Below are 20,758 nucleotides of genomic sequence, written 5' to 3'. Positions count from 1 at the left end.
CTGTAAGGAGCGGTACAGCCATGAACAAGATCAGGATGATGGGCGCCCCCACCGATGTGGGCGCAAGCCGGCGCGGTGCCTCGATGGGGCCGGCGGCCTTGCGCGTGGCAGAGTTGCAGCGCGGCTTGCAGCAGCATGGGCTGGAGGTGGTCGATGGCGGTGACCTGGCCGGTCCGGCCAATCCGCAACAGCCACCGGTGCAGGGCCTGCGTCACCTGGACCAGGTGGTGCAATGGAACCAGACCGTCTACGCGGCCGTGGAGCATAGCCTGCGCGCGGGTGAAGTGCCGTTGCTGATGGGCGGCGACCATGCGCTGGCGGTGGGCTCCATTGCCGCCGTGGCGCGCCATTGCCGCGAGCAGGGCAAGGACCTGCGCGTGCTGTGGCTGGATGCCCATGCCGATGCCAATACCAGCCAGTCCACCCCGACCGGCAATATCCACGGCATGCCCGTGGCCTGCCTGCTGGGCGTGGGGCCGGCAGAGTTGACCGGCATCGGCGGCCAGGTGCCGGCCTTGCAGCCGCAACAGATCTGCCAGGTCGGCATCCGCAGCGTGGATCGCGAAGAAAAGCGCCATCTGCGGGAACTGGGCGTGCGCGTCTACGACATGCGCCATATCGACGAGCACGGCATGCGTGTGACCATGGAGCAGGCCCTCGCCGGTATCGGCCCTGATACCCATCTGCACGTGAGTTTCGATGTGGATTTCCTGGATAGCGCCCTGGCGCCCGGGGTGGGGACTGCGGTGCCCGGCGGTCCCACCTACCGGGAAGCGCAACTGTGCATGGAAATGATCGCCGACACCGGCCGCCTGGCCTCGCTGGACGTAATGGAACTGAACCCGGCCTGTGACGTGCGCAACCAGACCGCGGAGCTGGTGGTGGACCTGGTGGAAAGCCTGTTCGGCAAGTCCACCCTGATCCGTCGGCCGGAAGGGCCCTACTGACGCCTGCTGACGTCGATATCGTTGCATGCGCTGATGGAATTAGGGTTTTGCTGGGGGATTGCGACAGGCTTGCAATTTGAGGTTGAAGGATTGCGGCGAATGCCGGATTATTCAGGGTTTTTCCGCTTCCGGCGGGCCCGTGCGGGTTTTATCCACGCATTCCCGTCCGCCAGGAAACACCAGTCTGCCGCGCCTGCTCCATCTTGCCTCTGCCTGCGGGTGGCGCGGCCCAATTTTCCGTCAGAAAGAAGGTCCCCATGTCGTTCAAGAAATTCTTCACCGTTGCCGCCAGCGCGCTGGCCCTGTCCTGTGCTGCCGGCAGCACCCTGGCTGCCGACCAGACCTACGTGGTCGGTGCCGGCGGTACCTATCGTCCCTTCGAATTCGAAACCCCGAAGAAGGAACTGGTCGGCTTCGACATCGACCTGATCAAGGCCATCTCGCAAGCCTCCAACTTCAAGATCCAGCTGGTGAGCACGCCCTGGGAAGGCATCTTCGCCACCCTCGGCCAGGGTGACCGCGACATCATCATCTCCGGCATCACCATCACCGACAAGCGCGCCCAGATGGTGGACTTCTCGCTGCCGTATTTCCCCGCCGAGCAGGTCATCATCACCAATGCCGATGCCAAGATCGCTTCGCTGGCCGACCTGAAGAAGACCCAGGTGGCCGTGGTCAATTCCACCGCCGGTGACATCGTGGTCTCCGAGGAACTGGGCAAGTCCAGCACCGCCATCCACCGCTTCGACAACACCGTGCTGATGCTGGAAGAACTGTATCGCGGTGGCGTGGACGCCGCCGTGGGCGACGTCGGTGTCATCAAGTTCTACATCAAGAGCCATCCCGAGAAGAAGTTCAAGGTGGTGGGCGACACCAAGTTCGTGCGCCAGTACTTCGGTATCGCCGTCAAGAAGGGCAACAAGGAACTGCTGGACAAGATCAACGCCGGCCTGACCAAGATCGTGGCCGATGGCACCTACGCCAAGATCTACAAGACCTGGTTCGATGGCGAAGTACCGACCCTGCCGCTGAAGTAAGCACTCCCGGTGCGCCTGCACGATCCTGCATGCGCACCGCCTGTCTGATCTGTCCGATCACGGCCGCCACACTGCGCCCACGCAATGTCGGCGGTCCGCTTCCTCTGCTCAACTCCTCCGTTTGAACGGACCTCATCATGAATTCCTTCTTCCAATGGGAAATCATCGGCGAATACCTGCCCCTGTTCGTCGAAGGCACCTGGATGACCCTCAAGGCCGCGATCATCTGCGTCATCGCCGGTACCTGCTGGGGCCTGGTGCTGGGCGTCGGCCGCCTGGCCGAGGCTCGCCATGGTTTCTGGAAATATTTCCTGTGCTACTGCGTGCAGTGGCCGATCCGCTTCTACGTCAGCTTCCTGCGCGGCACGCCGCTGTTCGTGCAGATCCTGCTGATCCACTTTGCGCTCATGCCGATGCTGATCAACCCCAGCGGCGGCTTGATCCTCTCCGGTGACCTGGCCCGCGAGATCCGCTCGCACTACGGCGCCTTCGCCTCGGCGGTGCTGGCCATCACGCTCAACTCGGGGGCGTATGTGTCGGAGATCTTCCGCGCCGGCATCCAGTCCATCGACCGTGGCCAGAGCGAGGCCTCGCGTTCGCTGGGCATGACCTACATGGCTACGCTGCGCAAGGTCGTGCTGCCGCAGGCCTTCCGCCGCATGCTACCGCCGCTGGGCAACAATGCGATTGCCATCGTCAAGGATTCCTCGCTGGCCTCGGCCATCGGTCTGGCCGAACTGGCCTATGCGGCACGCACCGTGTCCGGTGCCTATGCGCGCTACTGGGAGCCTTACCTCACCATCTCGGTGATCTACTGGGTCATCACGCTGGCCCTGTCGGCGCTGGTGCGCCACCTGGAAGCCCGTTACGGCAAGGGGGATGCACGATGAGCACGACGATGATCAAGGTCAATCAACTCCAGAAGCGCTTCGGCCAGGCGCATATCCTGCGCGGTATCGACTGCGAGATCAGGGCCGGCGAAGTGGTTTGCGTGATCGGGCCTTCGGGCTCGGGCAAGAGTACCTTCCTGCGCTGCCTCAATGGTCTGGAGGAGGTCAGCGACGGTGATATCTTCATCGAAGGCATCAAGCTCAACGATCCCCGGGTCGATCTCAATGCATTGCGCGCCCGCCTGGGCATGGTGTTCCAGCGCTTCAACCTGTTCCCGCACATGACGGTGCTGGAAAACCTGATCATGGCGCCGATGCAGGTCAAGAGCCTGTCGCGCCGCGAGGCGGTGCTGGTGGCCGAGAAGCTGTTGCAGAAGGTGGGGCTGCTGGACAAGATCGATGCCTTCCCCAACCAGCTCTCGGGTGGCCAGCAACAGCGCGTGGCGATTGCCCGTGCGCTGGCGATGGAACCCAAGGTGATGCTGTTCGATGAGCCGACCTCGGCACTGGACCCGGAACTGGTGGGTGAGGTGCTGAGCGTGATGAAGCAACTGGCTGAAGAGGGCATGACCATGGTGGTGGTCACGCACGAGATGGGGTTTGCCCGTGAGGTGGCAGACCGCGTCTTCTTCATCGACCAGGGCGTGATCATGGAAGAGGGGCCACCGCAGCAGGTGCTGGGTGACCCCCATCATGAGCGTACGCGGGACTTCCTGCGCAAGGTGCTATAGCCCTTGCTCTGCCCTGCAGAGATTGTCCGTCGGGCTGGAGTTCTCTCCAGTCCGACGAACGCTACCGGCAAGAACTGAGCTACTTGACGCCTTCCAGGCCTTTCATCACTTCCACCTGGACCGTCTCCCAGATCGAGCGTTTCAGTTCGATATAGCGGGATGACAGCTGGACTTCGGCCGTACGTGGATGCGGCAGGTCATTGTCGATGTCCTGCACGACGCGCCCCGGCTTGGCACCCATGACCACCATGCGTGTAGACAGCATCAGCGCTTCGTCGATGGAGTGCGTGATGAAAATGATGGTCTTGCCACTTTTTTCGTAGATCTGCAGCAACTGCTCTTGCAGCACCTGGCGGGTCATGGCGTCCAGCGCCGCAAATGGTTCGTCGAAAAGCATCACATCCGGATCGTTGGCCAGTACCCGTGCAATCGAGACCCGCTGCTTCATGCCTCCGGAAAGCTTGTTGGGAAAGCTGTCCTCGAAGCCCTTGAGTCCGACCATCTCGATGTAATGCTGTGCAACCCTGGCACGCTCGGCCCGCGATACACCTCTCATCTTCAGGCCGAACTCGACGTTTTCGCGAACGGTCTTCCAGGGGAACAGGGCGTATTGCTGGAACACCATGCCGCAGGCCGGATCGACATCCTTGACCTCCCTCCCGTTGACCCAGACGCTACCGGTGCTGGCACGTTCAAAGCCGGAAACCAGGTTGAGCATTGTCGATTTGCCGCAGCCGGAGGCTCCCAACAGCACCAGAAATTCACCCTGGGCCACCTGCAGGTCCACCTGATGGAGCACCTTCAGGTCTCCGAACGACTTCCCCGTGCCGCGAAATTCGATCATCGGACCTGTCCTGGTCGGGTTCTTCATTTCTGCCATGACAGCACGCTCCTTTGGATCAGTCGGAAGACGATGTCCGTAATCAATACGGTAAAGCTGATGAGCACCATACCGAGTACCACGGTGTCGGTCTGGAAGAATTCCTTGCCATTCATGATCATGAAGCCCAGCCCCTCCTTGGCCGCCACCAGTTCCGCTGAGATCACGCAGGTCCACGACAGGCCAAGGATCACCTTCATGCCGGACAGGATCTGGGGCATGCAGCCGGGCAGGATGACTTCGCGCATCACCTGCCAGCGATTGGCGCCCAGGTTGCGGGCTGCGCGGATGAGCAGTGGATCGATGCCCTGCGTGGCTTCGATCACGTACAGCAGGGCGGGTGTCACTGCGCCCATGAAGACGATGCTGTACTTCTGCGTCTCCGTGATGCCGAACCACAGCAAGGTGAGCGGAATCCAGCTCATCGATGGCAACGGCCTGAGGAACGACAGGATAGGATCGAAGACAGCGCGTGCGATCTTCGAAGTTCCCAGCATGATCCCTAACGGAATGGAGACCACCACTGCGGCCAGGAAGCCGACCATCACGCGCCGTGCCGAGGCCAGGATGTTGATGATCAAGGTGTCCTGTTCCCACATGCGCATGGCGCGGGCGAGGATCTGCGAGGGCGCCGGCAGGAATACCGCATCCACGATGCCGGCCCGGCATATGCCTTCCCACACCAGCAGGAAGGCCACCAGCGAAACCGCCGACAGGGTGATCAACGCCCCGCCGGTGAACCATTCTTTCTTCATAAGCATGCGCCGGCCTCAGAGGTAGGTGGTGTTGACCCACTGACGCACCTGCGGCATGGAATCGACCTGCTTGAGCTTGACCAGCATCTCGGCCAGCTTTTGCAGACCCACGATGAAGTTGCCCGGGTCACTCATCAATGCCTTCTGGTCGGCCAGCGTGAACCACTCGGTCTGCTTGATGACGCCAAGCTGCTCTTCCATCGACAGCGAGGTCAGTTCAAGCAGGATGCGGGCGGACTCCTCCGGCTTTTGCGTGAGCATGGCGTTGGCCTCGAAGATGGCTTGCATGAAGGCCTTCACGGCTGCCGGATTGTCCTTGCCGAAGCTGCTCCGGGTCAGCAGCACATCGGGGCCGGGTGACATCTTGTAGCTCTTGTAGAGCGAGAAGGCGCTGTCGTCGAACAGCAGCCTGGTACCGGGCAGGGCGCGGATGCGGTCGAAGGTCGGGGTCCAGGCGGCGGCGGCATCGATCTGGTTGGCCTTGTAGGCCGTGAGCAGCTCGGTGGCGGGCAGGTTGATGATCGCGACATCCTTGTCGGGATTGATGCCGGCCTGCGAAAGCACGTCCAGCAGCAGCACGTGGGCGCTGGAGGCATAGGTCACCCCGATCTTCTTGCCCTTGAGGTCAGCCAGTTCCTTGATCCCCTCACGCACCAGCAGGCCTTCGGCGCGGCCGAAGTTGTTGGGCGTGGCAATCAGCTGGAACTGACGGGCGCCGCTGGCCATGAGAGCCAGCGCCGAGACCACGCCGGTACCGGCGATGTCGACGTTGCCGGCCATCACCGCAGCCATGCGGGCGGAGGAGGTGGAGAAAGCTTGCCAGCGCAGATCGATGCCATGCTTGGTCATCAGGCCGGTCTTCATGGCGATGTAGGCCGAGTAGTGGCCCAGCCATGCCGAGCCGCCGTAGTTGATCACGGTTGGGGCAGCGGCGCTTGCCACGAGGGGGAGGCCGGCAGCGCCGGCGGCGGCCAGCGTGATGACCTGCTTCATGACCCTGCGTCGATTCTGGTTCATTGCTTGCTCCTTCAGATTGGATGTGAAATCTCTTGATGGACCACTTCAGACGCGGCTCGAGCAGTCATCTGACCTGCTTGCGTCGCCGCCATGCCCTGGTCCTTCCCGCTGTGCTGGTCAATAGCAGCGACGGCGGGCCCCCGCAGGTGATGTGGCAGCGTCGATATTACTGATTCGTGACGGCAGTCCGGTCCGCTTAAGAAAAACTAATACAAACTATCTTCAGCACTAATCTAGCTGCGCCGCAGCGGTGCGCTCGCGCCTCGCCGCCGTGCATGGTGGGCAGGCGCTGCACAAAAAGCGCTCATGGCCACCGGGCGTGCACGTCCAGCGTCTGCAGGCGCTGGATGGCGGCTTCGATCATCTGTCTTACGGGTAGCTAATGGCTGCCTGCTCATCCGTGTAGAGCGACTGGCACATTTGCATCTGTGGTGCGTGACTGTGCCAGTCAGGCCGTTCTTGAGGCGGCCATTGGCGGCCTATTTCCAGGAAAACGCGTCCTTGGGCAAGCCCGGCAAGGATTTGCGGATGGCAGGGGAGATCTTGTCTTGCAGTGTCTGGCGGGTGAGTGCCGAGATTTCCTCGGCCAGGCTGTTCCATTCGCCCTCGCGCGAGAGCAGGAAGAAGTTGCGGCGACCCAGCTGGCTGGGCGGCAGCGGCACCAGCACCACGTCCGGCAGGCAATGACGTGATTGCCACAGGCACAATGGAGTGGTGACCGCATAACCCATGCCCCAGGCGACCAGGTTGAGCATCGGGTCGGTGGCATCGAACTCCAGGCGACGCGGGGCATCGAGCTTGATGTGCCGCAGGTAGCGTTCGATCTGCTGGCCGATGACCGAGCGGCGCGTATAGCGCAGCAGGGGAAGGCTTTGCAGGGCTGCCTGGTAATCGTGACCGGCATCGGCATGCCGCTCGGCCACGCTTCTGGGAATCACGGCCACGAAGCATTCGGAGAACAGCAGGCGTTGTTCGATGCGCAGGTCGTTGACTGTCGATTCGGTGCACACGGCCAGATCGAGCTCACGTCGTTGCAGCTGTTCCGAAAGAATGGGCGTCAGTCCCGACCAGAGTGATATCTGTCGCGCGCCTTTGGCGATGGCCTGGACCAGTATCGGGCCCACGGTGGCGGAGAATGAATCCACGCCGCCCAGGCGGATTTGCGCTACCTCCGAGCGGGAAGCGTCGATCAGGCGCTCATTGACGCGCTGCGCGTGCTCCAGCAGGTCCTGCGCCAGTTCCATGAGCAGGCGACCGGCCGCCGTCGGGCGGGAAGGGCGAAACTCCCTGTCCAGCAACACCATGCCGCTTTGGGTTTCCAGTGACTTGATCAACTGGCTGATGGCACTTTGCGTCACGCCCAGCTTGCGGGCGGCTTCGATCATGGAACCGCCTTCGCAAACGGCGACGAAAGCCTGGAGGGCGTGCAGGTCGAATGGCATGTCGGGCATGAAGCGGTCCTTTCGGAGAAAACAGGCAGTCGCCGGTTACTGCTCTGGCAGTTGTGCAGGGAGATCATGGAGCGAAAGCGCCACATGGTGCGTGATGATAATGCCCACTTCTTCAAAACATTAGTTTGTCTAATGCTGCCGCGATTGTCGATTTTTTCGGGTGACACTGCATGCCATTCTGATCGAAGAGGATGCTATGACCCCTGCAATGAACGCTTATGACGCCATCGTGATCGGTGCCGGCGTGATTGGTACTTCCACCGCTTTCCATCTGGCCCGGCTGGGTGCACGCAAGGTCCTTGTGCTGGATCGCAAGACCGTCGGTGAAGGCACGACATCGCAGTCTTCAGGCATTCTGCGGACCCACTATTCGGTCCAGGAAAATGTCACGCTGGCGCAGTTGTCATGGGATACGTTCAACAATTTCCCGGCCTATGTCGAGGATGAGGAGGCTTCCTGCGGTCTGGTCAAATGTGGCTACATGATCTGGGCCGCGGATGATGACAAGCTTGCACCCCTGCGTGCCTCGCTGCAGGGGCAGCAGGCGCAGGGCATTGCGTTGCAGTATCTGGATGCCAGGCAGGCTGCCGAGCTGCTGCCCATTGCCCGCTTCGACGACGCTGCGCTGATCAGCTTCGAACCGGAGGCCGGCTTCGCCGACGCCTACCTGGTGGCTACCTCGTTTGCGCGTGCCGCACGGCGCCGGGGCGTAACGGTAAAAGAGGGCGTGAGCGTAGAACGGCTGCTTATCGAGAACGGCCGTGTGAGCGGTGTGCAAACCACTGCCGGGCGCTTCCTCAGCGACATCGTCATCAGCACGCAGAACATCTGGACGCCTGAATTGGCTGCATGGACCGGGCTCACGCTGCCGGTACGGCCGGAACGCCATACGGTGCTGGCACTGGAGGGACCGCAGGCTTACACCTTCCAGATGCCGGTCTTCAAGGACCTGGCATCCAAGGGCATGCTCTACGGACGCAGCTATGGCGGGACCCAGATGCTGGTCTCCGAGGGGGTGGCAGGGGAAACATTGGCTACGCCTGATACGGAACAGGGCGACGTATCCCTGGACGCCATCGTCGAAATTGGCGAACAGGTGGCGCAGCGCTTCCCCAGCTACGAGACGGCCGGCCTGGCGACCTCCTGGACCGGCGTCTACGACGTCACTCCGGACTGGAATCCGGTATTGGGTCACCTGCCTGGCGTGGAAGGCCTGGTCGCCGGGTTCGGCTTCTCCGGTCACGGCTTCAAGCTTTCGCCGGCAGTCGGACAAGTGCTGGCGCAGTGCGCCCTGGGGCTGCCCACGGAGGTCTCGCTGGCGCCGTATTCGATCGAGCGATTCTCGACCGGAAAACTGCTGGTGGGGAAATACGGTTCGGGTGCGGTCTCCTGAGGAGCTCACGCTGTCATGCATTTGCTCCTGCTCGACGAAGTCAGGCCCGAGCCCTGGCGCAACGGCGGTGGCGTGACGCGCCCGCTGGTCAGTGCGCGTGAGGCGGGCTCGGCATCCACAGGGTCTGCTAGTGCCGACTGGCGCCTGAGTCTGGCCGATATCTCCGCCGATGCCGAGTTCTCGGTCTTTCCCGGCATGCAGCGCCATGCCGTCCTGCTGGGTAGCGGGGCGGTCAGTCTGGCCAGCAATGGCGCCGAGCCAGTGTGGGTGCGACCCTTGCAGCCCGTCAGTTTTCCAGGTGAACCACGTTGGCATGCGCGCCGCGATTCCGGCAGCCTGGAACTGCGCTTCCTGAATCTGATGGTGCGTCGTTCCGTCTTGCGCGGTGAACTGCAGGTGATCGAATGCCAGCGACAGGTCCATGCGGGGACCGCCTGGGCCTTGCTCCCGCTAGCAGGGCGCTGGCAGTTGTCGAGCGACGTCATCGTTGGTGCTGGGCAGCTGGCCTGGGACGAGGGGAACGGCGGATGCCTGATGCAGCCACTGCAAGCCGATGCCAGCGCGGTACTGGCGCTGGTTCATTCCATCTGATCAGGTCGGATGCCGGACCGTCCATGCTCCGCGCATCGCCTGGTTACATTTCTTATGAGGCAGATACGAAGCCATGAAAATACTAGTCGCAGTCAAACGGGTGGTCGATTTCAATGTCAAGGTAAGGGTCAAGTCGGACGGCTCGGGAGTCGATATCGGTGCCGTCAAGATGAGTATGAATCCCTTCGATGAAATCGCGGTGGAAGCTGCCGTGCGTCTGAAGGAAGCTGGAGTGGCCACGGAGGTGGTGGCCGTTTCCTGTGGCCCGGCTGCCTGTCAGGAGACCTTGCGTACGGCCATGGCCATCGGCGCTGACCGCGGCATTCTGGTGGAGTGCGCGCAAGAGCTGCAGCCCCTGGCCGTAGCCAAGCTGTTGCAGGCAGTGTTCATGCGGGAACAGCCGCGCCTGGTGGTGGTCGGCAAGCAGGCCATCGATGATGACAGCAACCAGACTGGCCAGATGCTGGCAGCATTGGCGGGCATGCCGCAGGCTACCTTTGCCTCCCAGTTGCAAGTGGCCGGAGATGAAGTCATTGCTACACGCGAAGTGGATGGCGGCCAGGAAACCATCGCCCTGAAGCTGCCCGCGGTAATCACGACCGACCTGCGGTTGAATGAGCCGCGCTACGTCACCCTGCCCAACATCATGAAGGCCAAGAAGAAGCCGCTGGAGGTGCTCACTCCCCAGGCGCTGGAGATCGACGTTGCGGTCGGGCTGACCACCCTGGAGGTGGCAGAACCGCCTGCTCGCAGCGCAGGGGTCAGGCTGGTGGACGTCGCCGCTCTGGTCGCCAAGCTGAAAAATGAAGCCAACGTCATCTGAGGACTATCCATGTCAGTGCTGATCATTGTCGAACACGATAACCAATCACTCAAGAGCGCGACCCTGCATGCCGTGACGGCGGCCAGGGAATGCGGTGGCAACATTACCTTGCTGGTCTGCGGCTGGCAGTGCGAACCAGTGGCCCAGGCGGCCGCGAAGGTGGCCGGGGTGGCGCGGGTGCTGGTAGCAGACGCGCCCTGTTTCGCCGATGGCCTGGCAGAGAATGTGGCGGCGCAGGTGGTCACGTTGGCCGGGGCATTTTCCCACGTCATGGCCACGGCGACAGCGACCGGCAAGAATGTCCTGCCACGGGTGGCGGCATTGCTGGACGTGGCGCAGGTCTCGGAAATCACCAGGGTGGTGGATGCGCACACCTTCGAGCGGCCGATCTACGCGGGCAACGTGATTGCCACCGTCAGGTCTTCCGATCCCATCAAGGTAATTTCGGTGCGTGCTACTGCCTTTGAGGCAGCGCCCCTCGAAGGAGGACAGGCCCTCATCGAGACAATCGCCGCCGTGGGAGATACAGGTCTCTCGCGGCTGATCTCGCGACAGACCATTGCGTCAGACCGGCCGGAGCTGGCGTCGGCAAGGATCGTGGTATCCGGCGGACGTGGTCTCGGTTCCGGCGCGCATTACGCGGCGCTGCTCGAGCCGCTGGCCGACAAGCTCAACGCGGCACTGGGTGCGTCGCGTGCGGCAGTGGATGCCGGCTATGTGCCCAACGATTACCAGATCGGCCAGACTGGCAAGGTGGTGGCACCGGAGCTGTACATCGCCGTCGGGATCTCGGGCGCGATTCAGCATCTGGCGGGGATGAAGGATTCGAAGGTCATTGTGGCGATCAACAAGGATGCCGACGCACCAATCTTCTCGGTTGCCGATTATGGCCTGGTGGGAGATCTCTTCGAGGTATTGCCTGAACTGGTTGCGCAACTGGGATAAGGCGATGACGATGCAGAACGTGCTCGCACAATACGGCCCTCGCGAATCCATGGAATACGACGTGGTCATCGTTGGCGGCGGCCCGGCCGGGCTGTCGGCAGCGATCCGCCTCAAGCAACTGGCTACCCAGCAACATCGCGAGGTCTCGGTCTGCGTGCTGGAAAAAGGCAGCGAAGTCGGCGCCCATATCCTTTCAGGCGCCGTGATGGACCCGCGTGCGCTGAGCGAGCTGATCCCTGACTGGAAGGAACAAGGCGCGCCACTGGACACGCCGGTGAGCGAAGACCGCTTCCTCTTCCTCTCGGCCGACAAGGCCTACAAGACGCCGAACTGGCTGCTCCCGGCCTGCTTCCAGAACCATGGCAACTACGTGATTTCGCTCTCCAACGTCACGCGCTGGCTGGGCCAGCAGGCCGAAGCGCTGGGCGTGGAAATCTTCCCGGGCTTCCCCGCTGCCGAAGTGCTCTACCACGAGGATGGCTCGGTCAAGGGTGTAGCTACTGGCAACATGGGCATCAACAAGGAGGGCGAACCCGGTCCCGAATTCCAGCTGGGCATGGAACTGCACGCCAAATACACCTTCTTCGCCGAAGGTGCGCGCGGCCACCTGGGCAAGCAATTGATCGCGAAATACAAGCTGGATGCCGGCCGCGATCCGCAGACCTATGCCATAGGCATCAAGGAGCTGTGGGAAGTGAAGCCGGAAGTGCACCAGCCCGGTCTGGTGGTCCACACCGCCGGCTGGCCGCTCTCCAATGACACCTACGGAGGTTCCTTCCTCTATCACCTGGACAACAACCAGGTGGCCGTGGGCTACGTGGTCGGCCTGGCCTACCAGAATCCCTACCTGTCGCCGTTCGAGGAATTCCAGCGCTACAAGACCCATCCAGAGATCCGCAAGTTCTTCGAAGGCGGCAAACGCCTCTCCTACGGCGCCCGCGCGATCACTGCCGGCGGCGTGCAATCCTTGCCCAAGCTGGTATTCCCCGGTGGTGCGCTGCTGGGTTGCGATGCCGGCTTCCTCAATGCCTCACGCATCAAGGGCAGCCATGCGGCGATCAAGAGCGGCATGCTGGCAGCGGATGCGGCATTCAATGCCCTGGGTGAGAATCGCCAGTCGGACGAGCTGTCGGCCTACCCGGCCGCTTTCGAGGCCTCCTGGCTGAAGGAAGAACTGCACAAGGCCCGCAACTTCAAGCCCTCGATGAGCAAGGGCCTGGTGGCCGGCACGCTGCTGGTGGGCATCGATCAGGTACTGTTCGGTGGCAAGGCCCCCTGGACCCTGCGCCACACGCATGCCGACCACGAATGCCTGCGCCCGGCCGCCGACTTTGCACCGATCGCCTATCCCAAGCCGGATGGCAAGCTGACCTTCGATCGCCTGTCATCGGTCTTCATCTCCAATACCAACCATGGTGAAGACCAGCCCGCGCACCTGACGCTGAAGGACAAGGCCGTGCCGGTCCAGATCAATCTGGCCAAGTACGCCGGCCCGGAAGCACGCTACTGCCCGGCAGGTGTCTATGAATTCGTCAAGAACGAAGACAACACCGACCGCCTGCAGATCAACGCCCAGAACTGCGTGCACTGCAAGACCTGCGATATCAAGGACCCGACGCAGAACATCGTCTGGGTTACGCCTGAAGGCGGCGGCGGGCCGAATTATTCAGGGATGTAGCCGCCGGCGATCGCTCAATGATGCGCGCCCAGCACCACCGCACCCGCGGCGATGACCAGGCAGGACAGTACGCGCCGCAGGGTGAGCTTTTCGCCCAGGAAGAGGGCGCCGATCAGGAGCGCGAACAGTACCGAGGTTTCGCGCAGGGCGGAGACCATGCCCATGGGCGCCAGCGTGACCGCCCAGATCACGATGCCATAGGCCAGTAGCGACATGACACCACCGGCCAGGCCGATCCAGGTTTCCTTCTGCGACAGCACGAGCGGGGAGCGGCCGTGCTTGCGGTGGTAGATCAGGGCCAGCGGGATGCTGTCCAGTACGAACAGCCAGCCGGCATAGCCGATGGCATCACCCGCCAGGCGCGCTCCAATGCCGTCGGTGATGGTATAGGCGGCGATGAAAGCGCCGGTGGCCAATGCCGCCAGCGGGCCGGAGAGGTGCTCGCGACTGCGCATGGCGCGCAGATTGGCCAGGCTGACGATGCCGGCCGATACCAGGGCGATGCCGATGACGGTGGTGCTGCCCAGTTGTTCAGCTGCGAACAGGGCTGCGCCCAATGCCACCAGCAGGGGCGAGGAGCCGCGGGCGATCGGGTAGGACTGGCCGAAGTCACCGATCCGGTAGGCGCGGATCAGGAACAGGTTGTAGCCGGTGTGCAGCAGGCCGGAGAGGACGATGTAGAACCAGCTGGCCGCGTCCGGGAGCGGTCGCCACAGAACCAGCGGGAGGGCACCGAGGCCGGCGCCGATGGTCATCAGCGACAGCGAGGCCAGGCGGTCATGGCTGCTCTTGAGCAGGGCGTTCCAGGAGGCATGCAGGAGGGCTGCGGCCAGCACCAGGCCGATGACGCCGAGGCTCATGTCGCCCGCCCCTGGTCGAGATCGGCCACACAGCGCCACAGCGCATGGCCGGAGGCCAGGTACTTGCGCTCGAAGGGGGTGATCGGTGCGGCGGGATGCCAGGCCAGGGCCTGGACGGACAGGCCGCTCAACTGGTTCAGCGCGGCGGCGAATTCCTCGACATAGATGCGCCAGTTGCTGCGGCATTCGATCTGGCCGCCCAGGGCCACGATGCTGGGAAACACCGCATGCCCCGGCCAGCGTCGCGCCAGGTGGCCAATCTTGGGCCAGGGGTTGGGATAGAGCAGGTAATGCCGGGCCGGGCGCAGTCCGGTCTGCTGCGCCAGGCGCCAGTAATCGACCAGGTCGGCGCGCACGAAGCAGAGGTTCTCCGGCTGCGGGCCGTCCCAGTGGGTGTTGCGCGCCAGGCGGTCGGCCGACTGGTCGATGCCGATGACAAAATGATCAGGGTATTGCGTGGCCAGGTTGAGAGTGGACAGTCCCACGCCGCAACCGGTATCGAGGATCAGCGGTGCCGCACCGGCCGACTGCCAGGCGTGCATGCTGGCGTCGAAGGCGCGCTGGTTGTAGTCCGTGACGGGTTTGCGAAAGGGATGCTGGGCATGGCGGGCGACCAGTTCGGCCAGTTGCTCATGTACGCCGGTCTGGGCGCTGCTGATGGGCGAGGAATTCACGAAAAACCAGGGATGGGCGACAAAGCGCCATTTTAATGGACTCTGCGCGTGGCACGCCGGCAGCAAGCTGACCTGGAAATAAAAACGCCGCGCTGGCGGCGCGGCGTGGATCACCGGGTTGAACCCGGGATGATGGACCCGATCAGTGCAAGGTCATGGGATGACGCATCATCACGTCGTAGCGGCTCAGGAAGTTGTCGATGTCTTCCATGGTCGGCTCGGAGGCGATCAGCTCCTGAACGTCCTTGCGGAACAGTTCGGCGGCCGGGCCATCGATGTAGATTTCGCGCTGGCCGGACTTGTCCATGATCTCGTAACCGCCGAAGCGCAAGGCTTCGTGGTCGGTATCGGCACCGAATTCGACGACGCTGTACTGCTCGCTGTTGTAGATCAGGTTCATAGTGACTCCTTATGCTGGAATACTGCTTCGAAAAGGAAGTGGCGCCATCACCGTCAATTTCAAGACCCTTGCGGGCCGCGCCGCTGGTGCATTTCTGCTGCTTCGATACAGCTCCCTCGGGGAACGCCGCGTCGCTTGCGTTCCTGAGTCTGGTTACGGCAGGGAGGGCGGAAAACTTTGGCCCCTGTCGTGTTCCTTGCCTGCAAGTCATGCAATCCACACAAAATTCCATGGCTGGGTGGCTTGCACCGGCACTTGCCTGCTGAGGGTAGATGACGCGCTGCCATGGAAGTTCATCGATGGCGCGCCCAGCCAGCGTATCCATTGCAACCGGGCAAGCCCTGCCTCATGACTGCAGGATGCCGCTGTCAGCGGGAAAAGAACATCAGGAAATTTCTGAGCCTGCCGCCGGACGAACCCAGAGTAGCAAAAGAAACGGGACCGCGCTGCGATCCCGTTCTGTACTGCCTGATGGTGGGTGGACAGTGGCGTCCTGTCCAGTGGACTCGGTTGGCTCAGTGATTCTTGCGCGCCAGCTTGCCCGGTTCCACGCCCAGTTGCTTGAGCTTGCGGTAGAGGTGGGTGCGCTCCAGGCCGGTGCGTTCGGCCACCCGTGTCATGCTGCCGTTCTCGCGCACCAGGTGGTATTCGAAATAGGCGCGTTCGAAGGCGTCGCGGGCTTCGCGCAGAGGCAGGTCGAAGGAGATGTTGGCGGCGTTGTCGGCCACCTGGCCGAACGGTGCGGCGGCCGGGGTGCCGTGGTGCAGCGCTTCGCTGCCCATGGCCGGGGCGTACGCGGCCACCGGTGCCACATGTTCTGGCGAGTGCAGGCTGTCGCCGGCGCCATTGGCCACGGCGGCCACCGGTGCCGGACGATAGCTGGCCGGACGCACCGCCTCGCGGCTGTGCGAGAGACCCTGTTGCACGGCCTTGAGCAGCTTTTGCAGGGCGATCGGCTTTTCCAGGAAATTCAGCGCACCGATGCGGGTGGCCTCCACGGCCGTATCGATGGTGGCATGCCCGGACATCATGATGACCGGCATGGTCAACAGACCGTCGCGCTGCCATTCCTTGAGCAACGTGACGCCGTCGGTATCGGGCATCCAGATATCGAGCAGCACGAGGTCGGGTACTCCGGCCTGGCGAAGCTCGCGTGCCTGCTGCGCGTTTTCCGCAGTGGTCACGACATGTCCCTCATCGCCCAGAATTTCTGAGAGCAATTCGCGGATACCCATTTCGTCATCGACGACCAGGATGTTTGCCATGTGCTGCTTTCCTCGCTGCTAGTTCATTGTCCAAGTTTTCGATCTTGTTCCGGGCCGGCCTGCTCAACGCGGCGTTAGCGAGCAGGCCTTGATGAACTGCCAGGTCCCCCCGGCGTAGTGCTTTCGAATCTTGAGCCGTAGGGTCGGTTTCCCTATGAAACCGTCTCTTGATCAATAGATGCTAACTTTACCAGCAAAATTACAATTTTTGCGCCTCTGCCCTCTGTACGGTTCTGTATATCGATACGACCGCCGTGTTCTTCGACGATTTTCTTGACCATCGCCAGCCCCAGGCCGGTTCCCTTGGTCTTGGATGTGACGTAGGGCTCGAAGGCACGGGCCAGGATCTTGGCCGAGAAGCCGGGGCCGTTATCCATGATCGACAGCCGCACCGCCGGCTGGCGCTGGCCGTTGGCGGCGGCGATGTCGATCTGCTCGGTCAGCACGTCGATGCGTGGCGCTTCCTGGCCATCGTCGGCCACCGCATCCTGGGCGTTCTGCAGGAGGTTGTGGATGACCTGGCGCATCTGGGTGGCATCCCCCAGGACCTTGGCCATCTGGGGTGCCAGGCGGGCGTGGATCACGTCGCGACCGTCGCCGCTGAGGTAGAGGTTGAGGATCTCCTCGATCAGCGCGTTCAGATCCAGTGCCACCGGCTTGGCCGGCGGCGTGCGGGCGTAGTCGCGGAAGTCGTCGACCATGCGCTTCATGGCCGTGACCTGGTTGACGATGGTGGTGGTGCCTTTTTCCAGGATGGCGGCATCCCCCGGCATGAGCTTGTCCGACAGGCGGTGCTGCAGGCGTTCGGCCGAGAGCTGGATGGGCGTCAGCGGGTTCTTGATTTCGTGCGCCAGGCGGCGGGCGACCTCGCCCCAGGCGATCGAGCGCTGGGCGGAGATGACGTTGCTGATGTCGTCGAACACCACCACGTAGCCCACCCCGTTTTCCACCGGCAGGTGCGAGCCGCGCGCCAGCAGGGTCAGCTTGTCGTGGTCGGGCTTGCCGCCTTGCTCGTCATTGGCCTCGAAGCTCACGCCGGGCTGACGCGACAGTTCGAACTGCCGCTGCCAGTGCAGGCCGTCGCCGGCTTCACCGCTGTGCTGGGCCAGTTGCTCGGAGAAGGCGCGGATGATGGCCTGGGCGAAGGGGGCCTGGCTTTCGATGGTCTGCAGCGGGGTGCCGATGTTGGCCGAGAAGTCATAGCCCAGGATGCGCCGCACCGAATCGTTGGCGCTGACGATGTTGAACTGGCCATCCAGCACCATCACCCCGGCCGACATGTTGGCCAGCACCGATTCCAGGTAGGCCTTGGCGTTTTCCAGTTCGGCGCGGTTCTTTTCGACGGAGGTCCGGGCTTCCAGCAACTGGCGCGTCATCGTATTGAACGATTGCGTCAGCGTCCCCAGTTCGTCGGAGGTACTGACGATGGGCCGTGGCGAGAGATTGCCCTCGGCCACCGCCTTGGTGCCTTCGGCCAGCAGCAGCAGCGGTTTGGCGAGGTCGCTGGCGATCAGGAAGGCACTGGCGATGGCCGCGAAGATGGCCAGCAGCAGCGTGAGCGTGAGCGTGACCAGGTAGATCTTGCGCAGGCCGGACCGCGAGACCGAGCGCTGCTGGTATTCGTTGTAGGCCAGCCTGAGTGTTTCGGCATTGGTGGCGAGGTAATCCGGCACCGGCTGCAGGATCTGCAGGTAGCGCGTTTCGCTCTGCAGGGACAGCCCGCGACTGGGTGCCGGGACCAGCACCACCACGTGCAGCCGCAGGTTGCCGTCGGTATCGGATTCGCCGATGCTGGGGCGGGCATCGTCGCTTTCCACCGCCGAGAAGGCCCGCGAGACCCGTGCCTGGCGCATCGCCTGGGTGCTGGGTAGCACCGGCGTGAGCGAGCCGATGGCGCCGCCCACGGTACTCATCACCTGGCCGTTGCCATTGACGATGGTGATTTCCATGTTCTGGTCACGCTGGCGGGAGAGGTAGGTCACCTGCTCGGAGTCGCTCATGTCCGACAGTTCCTGGGCGATGCCGCGTGCCCGCGAGACCAGATCCGACAGCGAGGAGTCGAGGGCATTGCGGCCCAGGTTCAGGCCTGACTCCAGCGCCGCTTCCATGCGCACGTCGAACCAGGATTCGATGGAGCGCGACACGAACTGCACCGACATCAGGTAGATCACGGCGCCCGGGACGATGCCCACCAGCGCGAACATCAGCACCAGCCGCGCCAGCAGCTTGGAGCCGAACTTGCCGCGCCGGTAGCGCTTGTAGAGCCGGCCCAGCAGCAGCAGCACCAGGCCCAGCAGCGAGATGGCGGCCAGGCCATTGAGGAACAGCAGCCACGGGTAGTGCTGCTCGAAGAGGGCGGAATTTTCGGAGGCTGAGGCCAGCAGGAACAGCAGGATGCTGATGACGCCCCCGCCGACCACCAGCAGATAGCGTAAGGTGCGGCTCATTCGGGTTTGTAGGTGAATTCGATCCAGTCGGAGGACAGGCGCCAGTCGCTATTGTTGAGCGCATTGACCTGGAAGGGCTTGGGCAGCTGCGCCACGTCCAGGCGCATGCGCAGGCCGACCTGGTAGACGTCGCCAGCTTTGAGGGTGTTGCTGTCGGCAATGATCCAGCGCGGTGGGCGGCGGATCAGCGTCATCGCGTCCTCCAGGTTGCTGAAGCTCTGCTGCAACTGGCCGCTGATGGCGGTGTGGTATTGCCGGGTCAGCACGTTATAGGACACGCGTACCGTGCGTGTGGCCGAGACGCTGGTTTCGTCGAACCAGTACCAGCGCCGCCGCGTGAGCTGGACTTCGGTCGTGAAGTACAGCGGCACGCCGCGTGAAAGCGCGTCTTCCAGGCCGCGATTCAATTCGAAGTCATAGGACACCGACAGGCGATAGCCCTGGTCGCTGGCTTCGATGCTGGCCTGGCTGACGGTGATCTCGGCGGCCTGGGCGGTGAGGGTGGAACAGGCCAGCAGCGCCACCAGCAGCCATGGCAGCATGCCGCGCAGCACTCGGGCGCAGCCCGTGGTCAGGCGGCGTGCTGGAGAGGGGAGAAGGGCCGATTGCGTCAAATTCATGCACCAGGTTTTTGGAACAGCGCATAGAACAGGCCATCGTGGTCGGCGTCTGCTTCTGCGTCTGCGGTCGGCAATAGTTGACCGGGAGCGGGCAACCGGATGGCATTGTGTTTCTGCGCGAAGGCGATCGCTTGCTGCTCCGATTCCTGGGGCCACAGCGAGCAGGTTACGAGCAGCAATTTACCATTCGGTCGCAGCATCTGCCAAAGCTTGTCCAGAATTTGCGCAGAAAGTGTTGCAAGCTGCGCGGTGTCGGTCTTGCGGCGCAGCCAGCGGATATCCGGGTGGCGCCGCACGATGCCGGAAGCCGTGCACGGCACGTCGGCCAGGATGCGGTCGAAGGGCTGGCCGTCCCACCAGTCGTCCTGGCGGGCGTCCCCGGTGACGAGGCTGGCCCGCAGGTGCAGACGTTCGAGGTTTTCGGCGATGCGTTGCAGGCGGCGGCTATCGTGATCCAGCGCCAGCAGGTCGAGATCGGCCAGTTCCAGCAGGTGGCCAGTCTTGCCGCCGGGCGCGGCACAGGCGTCCAGCACGCGCATGCCGTCGGCCACATCCAGCAGCGGCGCGGCCAGCTGGGCAGCGGCGTCCTGTACCGAAACCACGCCCGCGGCGAAACCGGGAATCTGCTGCACCGGTGTCGGCTGGTCCAGCCGCACCGCATAGGGACCGACCTGGCGCGCGCCGATGCCGGCCTGCTGCAGCTCTGCCAGATACTCGGCGACGCTGGCGCGGCGGCGGTTCACGCGCAAGGTCAGCGGTGGCGCCTGGTTGCCGGCATGCAGGATGGCCTGCCATTGCTCGGGGTAGGCAGCCTTGAGACGGTCGATCCACCAGGTGGGATAGTTCCAGGTCCCTGGCGGGGTCTTGGTGGCCTGCGGCATCAGCGCCGCCTTCTCGCGCAGGAAGCGGCGCAGGATGGCATTGACCACGCCCTTGGCAAAGCTCATCTCGGGGCTGATGGCGGCCGCTTCGACGGCCTGGTTGACCACGGTGAAGCTGTCATAGCCGGCCTCGTCATCTTCCACCAGCAGCGCCAGGGCGCTCACCAGCAGGCCGTGGAGCACGTCAGGCTGGGGCGGCTTGTTGGCCAAGAGGCTCAGCAGGGCATCGGTCAGGCCCAGTCGGCGCATGGCGCGGTAGCTCAGGTCCTGGATGGCCCCGCGGGCCGGCGCCGGGGCGTCGCTACGGGCAAAAATCTGTGCCAGGGCCTGGGGCAGGGCATGACCGGCACGCACGGCGGCCACGGCCTGGGCCGCGTAGGCCAGCTGGTACGCCAGCGAATCGGCCTTGGCCGAGGGAGAGAGAAGGGAAATCTGGATCACGTCTATGCTTGTCTAGGAGGCCCGTTGCAGAC

The 20,758-nt window shown here is 63.2% G+C and carries 20 protein-coding genes; 9 read left to right on the top strand and 11 right to left on the bottom strand.

Annotated elements, in window-relative coordinates:
* The first annotated feature begins 20 nt into the window (after positions 1-20).
* From rocF to ACEOAC_RS00605, 4 genes are all read left to right on the top strand, one after another.
* Positions 21-947 (top strand): arginase, encoded by a 927-nt coding sequence (gene rocF / locus ACEOAC_RS00620; RefSeq protein WP_102664371.1) that lies wholly within the window; start codon positions 21-23, stop codon positions 945-947.
* Between the two features lie 257 nt (positions 948-1,204).
* Positions 1,205-1,984 carry a basic amino acid ABC transporter substrate-binding protein gene (locus tag ACEOAC_RS00615; RefSeq protein ID WP_102664372.1) on the top strand — a complete coding sequence of 260 codons (780 nt, stop codon included), beginning with the start codon at positions 1,205-1,207 and terminating at the stop codon, positions 1,982-1,984.
* Between the two features lie 137 nt (positions 1,985-2,121).
* Positions 2,122-2,874, top strand: a complete 753-nt coding sequence (locus ACEOAC_RS00610) for an amino acid ABC transporter permease (RefSeq protein WP_102664373.1) — start codon at positions 2,122-2,124, stop codon at positions 2,872-2,874.
* 8 nt (positions 2,875-2,882) lie between these two features.
* Positions 2,883-3,605 (top strand): amino acid ABC transporter ATP-binding protein, encoded by a 723-nt coding sequence (locus tag ACEOAC_RS00605; RefSeq protein ID WP_006465353.1) that lies wholly within the window; start codon positions 2,883-2,885, stop codon positions 3,603-3,605.
* Between the two features lie 79 nt (positions 3,606-3,684).
* On the opposite strand, the gene ACEOAC_RS00600 is transcribed toward ACEOAC_RS00605, so the two are convergent.
* The 4 genes from ACEOAC_RS00600 to ACEOAC_RS00585 all read right to left on the bottom strand — a co-directional run bounded on the left by ACEOAC_RS00600 (position 3,685) and on the right by ACEOAC_RS00585 (position 7,708).
* Positions 3,685-4,449 (bottom strand): ABC transporter ATP-binding protein, encoded by a 765-nt coding sequence (locus ACEOAC_RS00600; RefSeq protein WP_241813368.1) that lies wholly within the window; start codon positions 4,447-4,449, stop codon positions 3,685-3,687.
* Between the two features lie 23 nt (positions 4,450-4,472).
* A complete protein-coding gene (locus ACEOAC_RS00595) occupies positions 4,473-5,240 on the bottom strand; it encodes an ABC transporter permease (RefSeq protein WP_077236520.1) in 768 nt (255 codons plus the stop codon).
* A 15-nt stretch (positions 5,241-5,255) separates the two neighbouring features.
* Positions 5,256-6,257, bottom strand: coding sequence for an ABC transporter substrate-binding protein (locus tag ACEOAC_RS00590; RefSeq protein WP_077236521.1), 1,002 nt, complete (start codon positions 6,255-6,257; stop codon positions 5,256-5,258).
* Between the two features lie 479 nt (positions 6,258-6,736).
* Positions 6,737-7,708, bottom strand: a complete 972-nt coding sequence (locus tag ACEOAC_RS00585) for a LysR family transcriptional regulator (protein WP_241813367.1) — start codon at positions 7,706-7,708, stop codon at positions 6,737-6,739.
* A gap of 208 nt (positions 7,709-7,916) precedes the next feature.
* Between ACEOAC_RS00585 and ACEOAC_RS00580 the strand changes: the two genes are divergently transcribed.
* The 5 genes from ACEOAC_RS00580 to ACEOAC_RS00560 all read left to right on the top strand — a co-directional run bounded on the left by ACEOAC_RS00580 (position 7,917) and on the right by ACEOAC_RS00560 (position 13,138).
* A complete protein-coding gene (locus ACEOAC_RS00580) occupies positions 7,917-9,101 on the top strand; it encodes an NAD(P)/FAD-dependent oxidoreductase (RefSeq protein WP_006465359.1) in 1,185 nt (394 codons plus the stop codon).
* Between the two features lie 15 nt (positions 9,102-9,116).
* The gene (locus ACEOAC_RS00575) at positions 9,117-9,692 is read left to right on the top strand and encodes a HutD family protein (protein WP_077236523.1); all 576 of its coding nucleotides are present in this window, start codon (positions 9,117-9,119) and stop codon (positions 9,690-9,692) included.
* A 73-nt stretch (positions 9,693-9,765) separates the two neighbouring features.
* Positions 9,766-10,515, top strand: a complete 750-nt coding sequence (locus ACEOAC_RS00570) for an electron transfer flavoprotein subunit beta/FixA family protein (protein ID WP_413443962.1) — start codon at positions 9,766-9,768, stop codon at positions 10,513-10,515.
* Positions 10,516-10,524: 9 nt separating this feature from the next.
* The gene (locus tag ACEOAC_RS00565; RefSeq protein ID WP_413443961.1) at positions 10,525-11,460 is read left to right on the top strand and encodes an electron transfer flavoprotein subunit alpha/FixB family protein; all 936 of its coding nucleotides are present in this window, start codon (positions 10,525-10,527) and stop codon (positions 11,458-11,460) included.
* Positions 11,461-11,470: 10 nt separating this feature from the next.
* Positions 11,471-13,138: an electron transfer flavoprotein-ubiquinone oxidoreductase gene (locus tag ACEOAC_RS00560; RefSeq protein WP_413628634.1), complete on the top strand. Its 1,668-nt coding sequence runs from the start codon at positions 11,471-11,473 to the stop codon at positions 13,136-13,138.
* Positions 13,139-13,152: 14 nt separating this feature from the next.
* Here the strand turns inward: ACEOAC_RS00560 and ACEOAC_RS00555 are convergent, their stop codons facing one another.
* From ACEOAC_RS00555 to rsmB, 7 genes are all read right to left on the bottom strand, one after another.
* Entirely contained in the window at positions 13,153-13,998 is an 846-nt protein-coding gene (locus tag ACEOAC_RS00555; protein WP_006713244.1) for a DMT family transporter, read from the bottom strand.
* Complete coding sequence (trmB, locus tag ACEOAC_RS00550) at positions 13,995-14,672, bottom strand: tRNA (guanine(46)-N(7))-methyltransferase TrmB (protein WP_413444871.1); 678 nt, start codon at positions 14,670-14,672, stop codon at positions 13,995-13,997. Before trmB ends, ACEOAC_RS00555 begins: the two co-directional genes overlap by 4 nt.
* 142 nt (positions 14,673-14,814) lie before the next feature.
* Positions 14,815-15,072: a DUF3567 domain-containing protein gene (locus ACEOAC_RS00545; RefSeq protein WP_006713246.1), complete on the bottom strand. Its 258-nt coding sequence runs from the start codon at positions 15,070-15,072 to the stop codon at positions 14,815-14,817.
* 515 nt (positions 15,073-15,587) lie between these two features.
* Positions 15,588-16,337, bottom strand: a complete 750-nt coding sequence (locus ACEOAC_RS00540) for a response regulator (RefSeq protein ID WP_006713247.1) — start codon at positions 16,335-16,337, stop codon at positions 15,588-15,590.
* A gap of 152 nt (positions 16,338-16,489) precedes the next feature.
* Positions 16,490-18,784 carry a sensor histidine kinase gene (locus tag ACEOAC_RS00535; RefSeq protein WP_006713248.1) on the bottom strand — a complete coding sequence of 765 codons (2,295 nt, stop codon included), beginning with the start codon at positions 18,782-18,784 and terminating at the stop codon, positions 16,490-16,492.
* A complete protein-coding gene (locus ACEOAC_RS00530; RefSeq protein WP_413444874.1) occupies positions 18,781-19,404 on the bottom strand; it encodes a DUF4390 domain-containing protein in 624 nt (207 codons plus the stop codon). Before ACEOAC_RS00530 ends, ACEOAC_RS00535 begins: the two co-directional genes overlap by 4 nt.
* On the bottom strand, positions 19,401-20,726 hold the full coding sequence (rsmB, locus tag ACEOAC_RS00525; protein ID WP_241813903.1) for a 16S rRNA (cytosine(967)-C(5))-methyltransferase RsmB: 1,326 nt from the start codon (positions 20,724-20,726) through the stop codon (positions 19,401-19,403). The genes ACEOAC_RS00530 and rsmB overlap by 4 nt, the downstream gene beginning before the upstream one ends.
* Between the last annotated feature and the right edge of the window lie 32 nt (positions 20,727-20,758).

Source organism: Herbaspirillum frisingense (genome assembly GCF_047325095.1).
GTDB classification, from domain to species: domain Bacteria; phylum Pseudomonadota; class Gammaproteobacteria; order Burkholderiales; family Burkholderiaceae_D; genus Herbaspirillum; species Herbaspirillum frisingense.
Note: the sequence above shows the minus strand (reverse complement) of the source record. Positions and strands in the feature narration are given on the sequence as shown.